The sequence below is a fragment of the Streptomyces sp. sk2.1 genome (assembly GCF_008120935.1).
Lineage (GTDB): Bacteria > Actinomycetota > Actinomycetes > Streptomycetales > Streptomycetaceae > Streptomyces.
In genome coordinates, this window is sequence record NZ_RDBO01000077.1 from 1,217,874 (window position 1) to 1,231,022 (window position 13,149).

The following is a 13,149-nucleotide window of genomic DNA, read 5'->3' on the forward strand; positions in this document are numbered from 1 at the left end:
AACCTGACCATGCTGCTCGTCACCGTCGGCGCGGGGCTCGCCGTCCTCAACGGGCTGAACCTCTGGCAGGTGCTGGCCGAAGACCGCCCGGGAGAGCGCCATGCCCGGCGCCCCGCCCTCCCGGCCCGCGATCGAGACCAGGCCGACCAGCCCGAAGCCGATGACCGAGGCCGTGACCGCGACGGCCAGCACCTGCCAGAGGTTCAGCCCGTTGAGGACGGCGAGCCCCGCGCCGACGGTGACGAGCAGCATGGTCAGGTTCGCGCCCACCCAGGTGGGGACGAGGGCCCGGACACGGCCGGTGCGTTCGCTGTCGGGGACGGGTTCCAGGCCGCGGGTCTCCACGGGCAGGATCGTACATTTACCGCCAAAGGGTGCATAACGCCCCGAGGGGTGTGGGAGTGATCCTTCGGGGCGGCCCCGGCGGGCCGACGTGGCTGATACTGGGTGGGTTATGGAATTCGTCATCCTTGCTGTAGTCATCGCCCTGGTCGCGGTCGGCGTGATCAGCGGGCTCGTGGTCAGCGGCCGCAAGAAGAAGCAGCTGCCCCCGGCGCCGTCGAGCACGCCGACCATCACTCCTCCCGAGCCCCATGTCGGCGAGGAGGCCGAGACGCCGCGCGAGGAACCGCGCCGCACCGTCGAGGAGGTCGGCCCGCCCCCCGCCGAAGCTCCCGCCGAGGAGGCCCCCGAGGTCGTCGAGGCCGTCGAGCCGGAGGCGCCCGTCGCCCCCGAGCTCGAAGTCCCCGAGCCCACGGCCGGCCGTCTGGTGCGGCTGCGCGCCCGGCTCGCCCGCTCGCAGAACTCCCTGGGCAAGGGGCTGCTCACGCTCCTGTCCCGGGACAACCTCGACGAGGACACCTGGGAGGAGATCGAGGAGACCCTCCTCACCGCCGACGTCGGCGTCGCCCCCACCCAGGAGTTGGTGGAGCGGCTGCGCGAGCGCGTCCGCGTCCTCGGCACCCGTACCCCCGAAGGGCTGCGCGCGCTGCTGCGCGAGGAGCTCATCACCCTGGTCGGCACCGACTTCGACCGCGCGGTCAAGACGGAGAGCGGCCTCGACACGCCCGGCGTCGTGATGGTCGTCGGCGTCAACGGAACCGGCAAGACCACCACCACCGGCAAGCTGGCCCGGGTGCTGGTCGCCGACGGCCGCAGTGTCGTGCTCGGCGCGGCCGACACCTTCCGGGCGGCCGCCGCCGACCAGCTCCAGACCTGGGGCGAGCGCGTCGGCGCCCGCACCGTGCGCGGACCCGAGGGCGGCGACCCCGCCTCGATCGCCTTCGACGCCGTGAAGGAAGGCATCGCCGAGGGCGCCGACGTCGTGCTCATCGACACCGCCGGACGGCTGCACACCAAGACCGGGCTCATGGATGAGCTCGGCAAGGTCAAGCGGGTCGTCGAGAAGCACGGGCCGCTCGACGAGGTCCTGCTCGTGCTCGACGCCACGACCGGGCAGAACGGCCTGGTGCAGGCCCGGGTGTTCGCCGAGGTCGTCGACATCACCGGCATCGTGCTCACCAAGCTGGACGGCACCGCCAAGGGCGGCATCGTCGTGGCCGTCCAGCGCGAGCTGGGCGTCCCGGTCAAGCTGGTCGGTCTCGGCGAGGGGCCGGACGACCTGGCGCCGTTCGAGCCGGAGGCGTTCGTCGACGCCCTGATCGGGGACTGACCCCGCCCGCCCACGCGAAGGGGCCCGGGCGCACGGACATCCGTGCACCCGGGCCCCTTCGCGTCATGGGGGCCCGTGGTGGCCGGCGGGCGGGGCGGCTCAGCCGCGCAGCGGCGCGCGATGGCAGCTGTACGCCAGCGTGCCCAGCAGCAGCCGGGCCTGCGGCGGCGCGGACGCCGTGTCCAGCACCGGCGGACGCAGCCACCGGACCGGGCCCAGCCCGCCCTCGTCGGACGGCGGGGCGGTGATGTGGCAGCCGGCTCCCAGCGCCCGCAGGTCGAGCCCGGCGTCGTCCCAGCCCATCCGGTAGAGCAGCTGCGGGAGTTCGACGGCGGCCCCCGGGGCCACGAAGAACTGTGCCCGCCCGGCGGGGGTCACCGCCACCGGCCCCAGCGGCAGCCCCATCCGCTCCAGCCGCACCAGGGCCCGGCGCCCGGCCGCCTCGGCCACGTCGAGGACGTCGAAGGCGCGGCCCACCGGCAGCAGCATCGAGGCGCCCGGCACCCGGGCCCACGCCTGCGCCGCCGCGTCGAGCGTGGCGCCCGCGGGGACCTCCGGGGCGAAGCCCAGCGGATGGGCACCGGGGGAGGGGCAGTCCGCGTCCCCGCAGGAGCAGCGGCCGGCAGCCGCCCGCGCCCCCGGCACGACGGCCCAGCCCCACAGTCCTGTGTACTCGGCCACCGCCGTGTACTCGGCCGCACGGCCGCGACGCCGTGAGCCGGTGCGCATCTCGCGGATGCCGCCGATCGTGAAGCCCATGCCCCCTCCAACGGGTCCGGCTCGCCGGTGGTTACGACACGGGGCGCAGTCGTGGCGCTCCGCCGTCGCCGTCGATCCGGAGCGCGCCGGTGGCATTGGGGGCGCGCGATGTCGTTCACGCGCCTTGCCGTGCTTCACTGCACCCACTGCTGATCGCCGTGTGTCAAGTGAATCGCGCCCGCCGGGGACGGTGTTCATCCGAAGGGGTGGCGAATGGTGGCGTTTCCGCCGACGCCCTCGCCCAGGGGTGATCGTAGGATTACCGTCGGTACACGAACCATGGAAGTATGTGCACCCACGGGTATGCCGGAGGCAACCCGATTCCCTGTTCGACGGTGCGCGACCTCCGCATGGGCGGCATCGGCTCAGGGCATTCTGGTAAAGGTTCGCGCGACAGTTTCCAGCGGGATGGGGGCGTTCCAGTGAGTGGCAGCGGCGCAGGCGGTACGCATACCGGTAAGCGCCCCAACGCGCAGTTGACCTCGTGGTTCGTGCGCAGTGGCTGGTCCAAGGGCGAGCTGGCGCGGCAGGTGAACCGCCGGGCCCGCCAGATGGGCGCCCACCACATCAGCACCGACACCTCCCGGGTGCGCCGCTGGCTGGACGGGGAGCAGCCGCGCGAGCCGATCCCGCGCATCCTCTCCGAGCTCTTCTCCGAGCGCTTCGGCTCCGTCGTCGCCGTCGAGGACCTCGGGCTGCGCTCCGCGCACCAGTCACCGTCCGTGTCCGGCGTCGACCTGCCCTGGGCCGGCCCGCAGACGGTCGCCCTGCTCAGCGAGTTCTCCCGCAGCGACCTCATGCTCGCCCGGCGGGGCTTCCTCGGCTCCTCGCTCGCCCTGGCCGCCGGCCCCGCCCTGATCGAGCCCATGCAGCGCTGGCTGGTGCCCGTCGCGGGCGCCCCCGTCGCGGAGCCCGAGCCGGCCGCCGCGGCCCGCCGCCCCTCCCGGCTCTCCGGGCCCGAGCTCGATCTGCTGGAGTCCACCACCGCGATGTTCCGCCAGTGGGACGCGCAGTGCGGCGGCGGATTACGCCGCAAGGCCGTCGTCGGCCAGCTCCACGAGGTCACCGACCTGCTCCAGGAGCCCCAGCCCGCCGCCACCGCCAAACGCCTCTTCCGGTGCGCCGCCGAGCTGGCCGAGCTGGCGGGCTGGATGAGCTACGACGTCGGCCTCCAGCCCACCGCCCAGAAGTACTTCGTCCTCGCGCTGCACGCCGCCAAGGAGGCCGGTGACAAACCGCTGGGCTCGTACATCCTGTCCAGCATGAGCCGCCAGATGATCCACCTCGGCCGGCCCGACGACGCCCTCGAACTGATCCACCTCGCCCAGTACGGCAGCCGGGACTGCGCCACCCCGCGCACCCAGGCCATGCTGTACGCGATGGAGGCCCGCGCGTACGCCAACATGGGCCAGCCCAGCAAGTGCAAACGAGCCGTCCGGATGGCCGAGGACACCTTCCTCGACGTGGGCATCGACGGCGAGCCCGAGCCCGACTGGATCCGCTTCTTCTCGGAGGCCGAGCTCAACGGCGAGAACTCCCACTCCTACCGCGACCTCGCCTACGTGGCGGGCCGCAGCCCCACGTACGCCACCCTCGCCGAGCCCCTGATGGAGAAGGCCGTCCAGCTCTTCGGCGAGGACGAGGAGCACCAGCGGTCGTACGCGCTCAACCTGATCGGCCTCGCCACCGTCCACCTCCTCAAGCGCGAGCCCGAGCAGTCCACGCTGCTGGCCGAGCAGGCCCTGCACGTCGCGAAGAAGGTCCGCTCCGAACGGGTCAACACCCGGCTGCGCAAGACCGTCGACACCGCCGCCAGGGACTTCGGGGACGTTCCCGAGGTCGCCAGGATCACCGAGCTCCTCACCGAACAGCTGCCGGAGACCGCAGAAGCGGTCTGACCCGGCACCCCCGACCCCGGCCACGACGACCACCCCGCACAAGACCGACTTCGGCTCCCCCCATGGCCAGGTCAGCGGGCGGTCGGCGTGGCCGGTTCGCGTCGCCGCCCCGTACCGGGGGGCCGGGGGCGCACCGTATGCGGCCCGGAGCACCGGACGGCCCCGGCCCGGGGCGGGCCGCCACCGGTTCATGGGGACGTAACACGCCGGACTCCTTCGTCACCCCCGCGAAACACCGTGCGGCATCGGTGGAAACCGCGCCGGGCGAATCTCGGGATCACAACCGGCCCGCACCTTTCCCCAGTGGTCTTCCCAGTGGTCCCGCACGCGGTGCCGCTCCGAACGCCCGCACGCGGCCGCACCGACGACGAGGAGACGCCGATGCCCCCAGGCATCACGACACTTGCGGCGGACACGCCGACGCTGTCCGCAGCCAACACCGGCTTCATGCTCATCTGCTCCGCCCTGGTGATGCTCATGACCCCGGCCCTGGCCTTCTTCTACGGAGGCATGGTCCGCGTCAAGAGCACCCTCAACATGCTGATGATGAGCTTCATCAGCCTCGGGATCGTCACGGTCCTGTGGGTGCTCTACGGATTCAGCATCGCCTTCGGCACCGACATCGGCTCCGTCGTCGGCTGGAACCCGGACTTCCTCGGCCTCAGCGGCATCGGTGTCACCCAGCTCTGGGACGGCTACACCATCCCGGTCTACGTCTTCGCCGTCTTCCAGCTCATGTTCGCCGTCCTCACCCCGGCACTGATCAGCGGCGCCCTCGCCGACCGGGTCAAGTTCACCTCCTGGGCCCTGTTCATCGCGCTCTGGGTCACCGTCGTCTACTTCCCCGTCGCCCACTGGGTCTGGGGCTCGGGCGGCTGGCTCTTCGAGATGGGCGTCATCGACTTCGCGGGCGGCACGGCCGTCCACATCAACGCGGGTGCCGCGGCGCTCGGCGTGATCCTCGTCATCGGCAAGCGCGTCGGCTTCAAGAAGGACCCGATGCGGCCGCACAGCCTGCCCCTCGTCATGCTCGGCGCCGGCCTGCTCTGGTTCGGCTGGTTCGGTTTCAACGCCGGCTCCTGGCTCGGCAACGACGACGGCGTCGGCGCGGTCATGTTCGTGAACACCCAGGTCGCCACCGGCGCCGCGATGCTCGCCTGGCTCGGCTACGAGAAGCTCCGGCACGGCTCCTTCACCACCCTCGGCGCGGCCTCCGGCGCGGTCGCCGGACTCGTCGCCATCACCCCGTCCGGCGGCGCGGTCAGCCCGCTGGGCGCCATCGCGGTCGGCGCGATCGCCGGGGTGCTCTGCGCCATGGCCGTCGGACTGAAGTACCGGTTCGGCTACGACGACTCCCTGGACGTGGTCGGCGTCCACCTCGTCGGCGGCATCGCCGGCTCCCTGCTCGTCGGCCTCTTCGCCACCGGCGGCGTCCAGTCCGAGGCCAAGGGCCTCTTCTACGGCGGCGGCCTCGAACAGCTCGGCAAGCAGACCGTCGGTGTCCTCGCCGTCCTCGCCTACTCCCTGGTGGCCTCCGCGCTCCTCGCCCTCCTCCTGGACCGGACGATCGGCATGCGGGTCACCGAGGACGACGAGGTCTCCGGCATCGACCGGGTCGAGCACGCCGAGACCGCGTACGACTTCAGCGGTGCGGGCGGCGGCACCGCCCCCCGCACCACGGGCCCGGCCCAGGGCGGCACGACGGCGAGGACGAAGACCGAGAAGGTGGACGCATGAAGCTCATCACCGCAGTCGTGAAGCCCCACCGGCTGGACGAGATCAAGGAATCCCTCCAGGCCTTCGGGGTCCACGGCCTCACGGTCACCGAGGCCAGCGGATACGGACGCCAGCGCGGCCACACCGAGGTCTACCGGGGCGCCGAGTACACCGTCGACCTCGTGCCCAAGATCCGGATCGAGGTCCTCGTCGAGGACGAGGACGCCGAACAGCTCATCGACGTGGTCGTGAAGGCCGCCCGCACCGGAAAGATCGGTGACGGCAAGGTCTGGAGCGTGCCCGTCGAGACCGCGGTCCGTGTCCGCACCGGCGAACGCGGCCCGGACGCACTCTGACCGACGGTCCCGAGACGAAAGGCAGCCGGGTGACGAGCACCGGAACCACCCCCGAACCCACGACCTCGGAACCCGGCGGCTACGCGGCGGCCCGGCTGCGCCTCCTCCAGGGGAAGGCGCGGTCCGGGCCGTCGCGCCGCGCGGCCCTCGCGACGCTCACCGACCACTGGCTCACCGCGCTGTTCGACACCGCCGCCGGACAGACCGGCGTCCGCGGCGCCGCCCTCGTAGCCGTCGGCGGCCACGGGCGCGGCGAACTCTCCCCGCGCAGCGACCTCGACCTGCTGCTCCTGCACGACGGCAAGGCCGACCCCGCGGCCGTCGCTGCCCTCGCCGACCGCCTCTGGTACCCCGTCTGGGACCTCGGCCTCGCCCTCGACCACTCCGTCCGCACCCCCGCCGAGGTCCGCAGGGCGGCGGGCGAGGACCTCAAGGTTCAGCTCGGACTGCTCGACGCCCGGCCCGTCGCCGGGGACCGCGGCCTGGTCGCCGCCATGCGCACCGCGACCCTCGCCGACTGGCGCAACCGGGCCCCCGCCCACCTCCCCGCCCTCGCCGAACTCTGCCGCGAACGGGCCGAGCGCCAGGGCGAACTCCGCTTCCTCCTCGAACCCGACCTCAAGGAGGCCCGCGGCGGACTGCGCGACCTCACCGCCCTGCGCGCGATCGCCGCCTCCTGGGTCGCCGACGCCCCCCACGAGGGCCTCGCCGAGGCCCGCCGCGTCCTCCTCGACACCCGCGACGCCCTCCACCTCACCACCGGCCGCGCCACCGACCGCCTCGCCCTCCAGGAACAGGACCAGGTCGCCGAGGCCCTCGGCCTCCTCGACGCGGACACCCTGCTCCGCCAGGTCTACGAAGCCGCCCGGACCGTCTCGTACGCCACCGACGTCACCTGGCGCGAGGTCTCCCGCGTCCTGCGCGCCCGCTCCGCGCGCCCCCGGCTGCGCGCCGTGCTGGGCGGCAGGGCGGCCGCCCCGGAACGCGTCCCGCTCGCCGACGGCGTCGTCGAGGCCGACGGCGAGGTCGTGCTCGCCCGCACCGCCCGTCCCGAGCGCGACCCCGTGCTGGTCCTGCGCGCGGCCGCCGCGGCCGCCCAGTCCGAACTCCCGCTCTCCCGCCACGTCGTACGCCGGCTGGCCACCGCCTCCGGCCCGCTGCCGGTGCCCTGGCCCGCCGAGGCCCGCGAGGAACTCGTCACCCTCCTCGGCGCGGGCGAGGCCACCGTGCCCGTCTGGGAGGCGCTCGAGGCCGAGGGGCTGATCACCCGGCTGCTCCCCGACTGGGAACGCGTCCACTGCCGCCCCCAGCGCAACCCCGTCCACACCTGGACCGTCGACCGCCACCTCGTCGAGACGGCCGTCCGCGCCTCCTCGCTCACCCGCCGCGTCGGCCGCCCCGACCTGCTCCTGGTCGCCGCGCTGCTGCACGACATCGGCAAGGGCTGGCCCGGCGACCACTCCGCGGCCGGTGAGGTCATCGCCCGGGACACGGCCGCCCGGATCGGCTTCGACCGGCACGACACGGACGTCGTCGCCGCCCTCGTCCGCCACCACCTGCTGCTCGTCGAGACCGCGACCCGCCGCGACCTCGACGACCCGGCGACCGTCCGCGCCGTCGCCGCCGCCGTCGGCACGACCACCACCCTGGAACTGCTGCACGCGCTCACCGAGGCCGACGCGCTCGCCACCGGCCCCGCCGCCTGGTCCACCTGGCGCGCCTCCCTCGTCGCCGATCTCGTCGGGCGCGTCGCCGCGGTGCTCGCCGGACGGGTCCCGGAGGAACCGGAACCCGCCGGGACCGGTGCCGAACAGGAACGCCTCGCCGTGGAGGCCCTCCGCACCGGCGGCCCCGTCCTGGCCCTGCACGCCCGGGCCGGTACCCGCGACGAGAACGGCGAACCGGAACCCGTGGGCGTCGAACTGCACATCGCCCTGCCCGACCGCCCCGGCGTGCTGCCCGCCGCGGCGGGCGTCCTCGCCCTGCACCGCCTCACCGTGCGCTCCGCCGACCTGCGCGCCGTGGAACTCCCCACCGGGCTGGGCGACGGCCCGGCGGACCTGCTGCTGCTCAGCTGGCGGGTCGCGGCCGAGTACGGCTCCCTGCCGCGGGCCGACCGGCTCCGCGCCGACCTCGTACGGGCCCTGGACGGCTCCCTGGACATCCGGGCCCGTCTCGCCGAGCGCGAGGCGGCCCACCCGCGCCGCCGCGGGACGAAGGCCCCGCCGCCGAGGGTGACCGTCGCGGCGGCCGGATCGAAGCTGGCGACGGTGATCGAGGTGCGGGCCCAGGACGCCCCGGGGCTGCTGCACCGGATCGGCCGGGCGCTGGAGGGCGGCGGGGTGCGGGTGCGCAGCGCGCACGTGTCGACGCTGGGTGCCAACGCGGTGGACACGGTCTACGTCACGCGTCGGGACGGCACACCGCTGCCGGACGCCGAGGCGGCCGCGCTGGCGAGGGACATCGAGGACGCGCTGCGGTGAGGTGCGGCGCCGGGGCCGGGCGCCGTACCGGGCGTTCCCGCCCCCGGGCGCCGTACCGCGCCGTCGCCCCCGCCGGGGGCACCGTCCGGTCCGGTCGGCGGGCACCGGCGAGGACGCCTCCCCGCCCGGGCCGGATACCCTAGGGAGCGATCCATACCGCCCCCGACCCTGAGGACCGACGAGCGCCGTGTTCGATACTCTCTCCGACCGCCTTAGCGCGACTTTCAAGAACCTCCGGGGCAAGGGCCGCTTGTCCGAGGCGGACATCGACGCCACGGCTCGCGAGATCCGTATCGCCCTGCTCGAAGCGGATGTCGCACTGCCCGTCGTCCGCGCCTTCATCGCCAACGTCAAGGAGCGGGCGCGCGGCGTCGAGGTCTCCCAGGCGCTCAACCCGGCCCAGCAGGTCGTCAAGATCGTCAACGAGGAGCTCGTGGGCATCCTCGGCGGCGAGACCCGGCGGCTGCGGTTCGCCAAGAACCCGCCGACCGTGATCATGCTCGCCGGTCTCCAGGGTGCCGGTAAGACCACCCTCGCCGGAAAGCTCGGCCGCTGGCTCAAGGGCCAGGGCCACTCCCCGCTGCTCGTCGCCTGCGACCTCCAGCGCCCCAACGCCGTCAACCAGCTCAGCGTGGTCGCCGACCGCGCCGGTGTGGCGGTGTACGCCCCCGAGCCGGGCAACGGCGTCGGAGACCCGGTCCAGGTCGCCAAGGACTCGATCGAACACGCCAGGTCCAAGCAGTTCGACGTCGTGATCGTCGACACCGCGGGCCGTCTCGGCATCGACCAGGAGCTGATGCAGCAGGCCGCGGACATCCGCGACGCCGCCAGCCCCGACGAGATCCTCTTCGTCGTCGACGCGATGATCGGTCAGGACGCGGTCAACACCGCCGAGGCGTTCCGCGACGGCGTCGGCTTCGACGGCGTGGTGCTCTCCAAGCTCGACGGCGACGCCCGCGGTGGTGCGGCCCTGTCGATCGCCCACGTCACGGGCAAGCAGATCATGTTCGCGTCGAACGGTGAGAAGCTCGACGACTTCGACGCCTTCCACCCCGACCGCATGGCGTCCCGCATCCTCGACATGGGTGACCTGCTCACCCTGATCGAGCAGGCGGAGAAGACCTTCAGCCAGGAAGAGGCCGCCAAGATGGCCTCCAAGCTGGCGTCCAGCAAGGGCAAGGACTTCACGCTCGACGACTTCCTGGCCCAGATGGAGCAGGTCAGGAAGATGGGCTCGATCTCCAAGCTGCTCGGCATGCTGCCCGGCATGGGGCAGATCAAGGACCAGATCAACAACATCGACGAGCGCGACGTGGACCGCACCGCCGCGATCATCAAGTCGATGACCCCGAAGGAGCGCGCCGAGCCGACGATCATCAACGGCTCGCGCCGGGCCCGTATCGCCAAGGGTTCCGGGGTCGAGGTCTCCGCGGTGAAGAACCTCGTCGAGCGGTTCTTCGAGGCCCGCAAGATGATGTCGAAGATGGCCCAGGGCGGCGGAATGCCGGGCATGCCCGGGATGCCGGGCATGGGCGGCGGCCCCGGCCGGCAGAAGAAGCAGGTCAAGCAGGCCAAGGGCAAGCGCAAGAGCGGCAACCCGATGAAGCGCAAGGCCGAGGAGCAGGCCGCGGCGGCCCGTCGGGCGCAGGCGGCGCAGGGCGGCGCGCTCGGTCTGCCGGCGCAGGACGACAAGAACTTCGAGCTGCCCGACGAGTTCAAGAAGTTCATGGGCTGAGCCGGTCCCACCGGCCGCGCGGAGCACGCACTCCACGGGCCGCACCGGCCCCGTCGGTCTCCCGGGCCACACCGGCTCCGCCGGTCCCACCGGCCCGATGACCGCGTCCCCGAGGGGGCGCCCGCTTCCCGGCGGGCGCCCCCTCGGGCGTCTTCCGGCCGGGGAGCCGGGCCACGACCGACGTACGCCCATCCCTCCAAGGGCCCAGTGCACGGCTCCTGGAAGGGCTTTGTCCGCACTCCTCCCTTAACGTCGCTTCCAACGGCTGTCGGCAGAGGAGCGCGCGTGACCAACCCCGTACCTCCCCGCGACCGAACCGACCAGCCCTGGCGCTCCGAGGGCGCACCGCCGCCCCCGCCGCCGGGCCGGAAGATGCCGGGAGGCTGGGGCGGACTGCTGCTGACCGCGCTCGCCGTCTACCTGATCGCCAATCTGGTGCTGTCCTTCTTCAACGGGGAGGAGCAGCGGACGATCGCGTACACGGAGTTCAGCAAGCAGGTCACCGCGGGCAACGTCTCCAAGATCTACTCCAAGGGCGACGCCATCCAGGGGCAGCTCAAGAAGGAGGCGAAGGCCCCGGGGACCGACGAGAAGTACACCAAGTTCGTCACCCAGCGCCCGGCCTTCGCCGACGACAACCTCTGGGCCGAACTGGTCAAGGACGACGTCACCGTCACCGCCGAACCGGTCGTCCAGCAGCGCAGCTTCCTCGCCAACCTGCTGATCTCGCTCGCACCCATGCTGCTGCTCGTCCTGCTCTGGGTGTTCATCGCCCGGCGGATGGCCCGGGGCATGGGCGGCGGGATGGGTGGCCTCGGACGCAAGACCCCGCCCAAGCCCGTCGAACTGGAGGGCGCCAGGCGCACCACCTTCGAGGACGTGGCCGGGATCGACGAGGTCGAGGGCGAGCTCAACGACGTCGTGGACTTCCTGAAGAACCCGCAGGCGTACCGGAAGATGGGCGCCCGGATGCCCGGCGGCGTGCTGCTCGCGGGGCCGCCCGGCACCGGCAAGACGCTGCTGGCCCGGGCCGTCGCCGGGGAGGCCGGGGTGCCGTTCTTCTCCGCGTCGGCCTCCGAGTTCATCGAGATGATCGTCGGCGTCGGCGCGAGCCGGGTGCGGGAACTCTTCGCGGAGGCGCGCAAGGTCGCCCCCGCCATCGTCTTCATCGACGAGATCGACACCATCGGCCGGGCCCGCGGCGGCGGCTCCGGCATGGGCGGCCACGATGAGCGCGAGCAGACGCTCAACCAGATCCTCACCGAGATGGACGGCTTCTCCGGCTCGGAGGGCGTCGTCGTGCTCGCCGCCACCAACCGCGCCGACGTCCTCGACCCCGCCCTCACCCGGCCCGGCCGCTTCGACCGGATCGTCCACGTCAGCCCGCCGGACCGCAACGGCCGGGAGGCGATCCTGGAGATCCACACCCGGCAGATCCCGCTGGCCCCCGACGTGGACCTCGCCCGGGTCGCCGCCACGACCCCCGGCATGACCGGCGCCGACCTCGCCAACCTGGCCAACGAGGCCGCGCTGCTCGCGGTCAAGCGCCGGCGGACCGAGGTCGACGGGTCCGACTTCTCCGACGCCCTGGAGAAGGTCCAGCTGGGGGCGGAGCGCTCACTGGTCATGTCCGACGAGGAACGCCGCAGGACCGCGTACCACGAGAGCGGCCACGCGCTGCTCGGCATGCTCCAGCCGGGCGCCGACCCGGTCCGCAAGGTCACCATCGTGCCGCGCGGCCGGGCCCTGGGGGTCACCCTCTCGACGCCGGAAGCCGACAAGTACGCGTACACCGAGGAGTACCTGCGCGGCCGCATCATCGGGGCGCTCGGCGGCATGGCGGCCGAGCAGGTGGTCTTCGAGGTGATCACCACCGGCGCGGAGAGCGACCTGGAACAGGTCACCAACCTGGCCCGGGGCATGGTCGGCCGCTGGGGCATGAGCCACAAGGTGGGCCGGCTGACGGCGATCCCGGCCGACGCCCAGCAGGCGTACGGACTGTCGGCGGCCCCCGCCACGCTCGACGCGGTGGACGGCGAGATGCGGCGCATCGTCGACGAGTGCTACGAGGCGGCCTGCCGGCTCCTGCGCGAGAACCGGGAACGGCTGGACGCGCTGGCCGCGGCGCTGCTGGAGAAGGAGACGCTGGAGGAGGCCGAGGCGTACCGGGCGGCGGGCATCCCCCGCCTCGCCAAGTAGCGGCCCCGCCCGGACCGTGCGCACGGGGCGTCACGCCCCGGCGGCGCGTTCAGATGGTGCACACGAGGTAGCGGAAGACGTTCGGCAGCCAGACCGACCCGTCCCGGCGCCGGTGCGGACGGAGGGCCTTCGCCACCTCCCGCTCCACCCGGGACCGGTCCGCCACCCGTGCCGCCGCGTCGAAGAGCCGTGTGGAGAGCAGTCCCCGCACCGCGCTGTCCAGGTCCGGGTAGCCGAACGGGCACGCCACCCGGCCCGAACCGTCGGGATGCAGACCGGCCCGGAACGCCACGTCCTCCAGGTCGTCCCGCCCCGCCGTCCGCCAGTCGCC

The 13,149-nt window shown here is 73.1% G+C and carries 9 protein-coding genes and 1 pseudogene; 7 read left to right on the forward strand and 3 right to left on the reverse strand.

What is annotated here, in order from left to right; all coding sequences use genetic code 11:
• The coding region (locus EAO76_RS32720; RefSeq protein ID WP_262375868.1) for a cytosine permease at positions 1 to 345 on the reverse strand (345 nt) is incomplete at its 3' end.
• 109 nt (positions 346 to 454) lie between these two features.
• On the opposite strand from EAO76_RS32720, the gene ftsY reads away from it, so the two are divergent.
• Positions 455 to 1,672: a signal recognition particle-docking protein FtsY gene (ftsY, locus tag EAO76_RS32725; protein WP_148839561.1), complete on the forward strand. Its 1,218-nt coding sequence runs from the start codon at positions 455 to 457 to the stop codon at positions 1,670 to 1,672.
• A 99-nt stretch (positions 1,673 to 1,771) separates the two neighbouring features.
• Here ftsY and EAO76_RS32730 read toward each other — a convergent pair whose 3' ends face one another.
• A complete protein-coding gene (locus tag EAO76_RS32730; protein WP_148839563.1) occupies positions 1,772 to 2,431 on the reverse strand; it encodes a bifunctional DNA primase/polymerase in 660 nt (219 codons plus the stop codon).
• Between the two features lie 422 nt (positions 2,432 to 2,853).
• On the opposite strand from EAO76_RS32730, the gene EAO76_RS32735 reads away from it, so the two are divergent.
• The 6 genes from EAO76_RS32735 (at position 2,854) to ftsH (ending at position 12,818) form a co-directional block, all read left to right on the forward strand.
• Entirely contained in the window at positions 2,854 to 4,329 is a 1,476-nt protein-coding gene (locus EAO76_RS32735; protein ID WP_148839565.1) for a hypothetical protein, read from the forward strand.
• A gap of 381 nt (positions 4,330 to 4,710) precedes the next feature.
• Positions 4,711 to 6,066 (forward strand): ammonium transporter, encoded by a 1,356-nt coding sequence (locus tag EAO76_RS32740; RefSeq protein ID WP_148839567.1) that lies wholly within the window; start codon positions 4,711 to 4,713, stop codon positions 6,064 to 6,066.
• The gene (locus EAO76_RS32745) at positions 6,063 to 6,401 is read left to right on the forward strand and encodes a P-II family nitrogen regulator (RefSeq protein ID WP_148839569.1); all 339 of its coding nucleotides are present in this window, start codon (positions 6,063 to 6,065) and stop codon (positions 6,399 to 6,401) included. Before EAO76_RS32740 ends, EAO76_RS32745 begins: the two co-directional genes overlap by 4 nt.
• A 29-nt stretch (positions 6,402 to 6,430) precedes the next feature.
• A complete protein-coding gene (locus tag EAO76_RS32750; protein WP_148839570.1) occupies positions 6,431 to 8,884 on the forward strand; it encodes a [protein-PII] uridylyltransferase in 2,454 nt (817 codons plus the stop codon).
• Positions 8,885 to 9,071: 187 nt separating this feature from the next.
• Entirely contained in the window at positions 9,072 to 10,619 is a 1,548-nt protein-coding gene (gene ffh / locus EAO76_RS32755) for a signal recognition particle protein (RefSeq protein WP_148839572.1), read from the forward strand.
• Positions 10,620 to 10,904: 285 nt separating this feature from the next.
• Entirely contained in the window at positions 10,905 to 12,818 is a 1,914-nt protein-coding gene (ftsH, locus tag EAO76_RS32760) for an ATP-dependent zinc metalloprotease FtsH (RefSeq protein ID WP_148839574.1), read from the forward strand.
• Positions 12,819 to 12,867: 49 nt separating this feature from the next.
• On the opposite strand, the pseudogene EAO76_RS32765 reads toward ftsH, so the two are convergent.
• Positions 12,868 to 13,149: pseudogene (locus EAO76_RS32765) on the reverse strand (SAM-dependent methyltransferase); the annotation flags it as partial.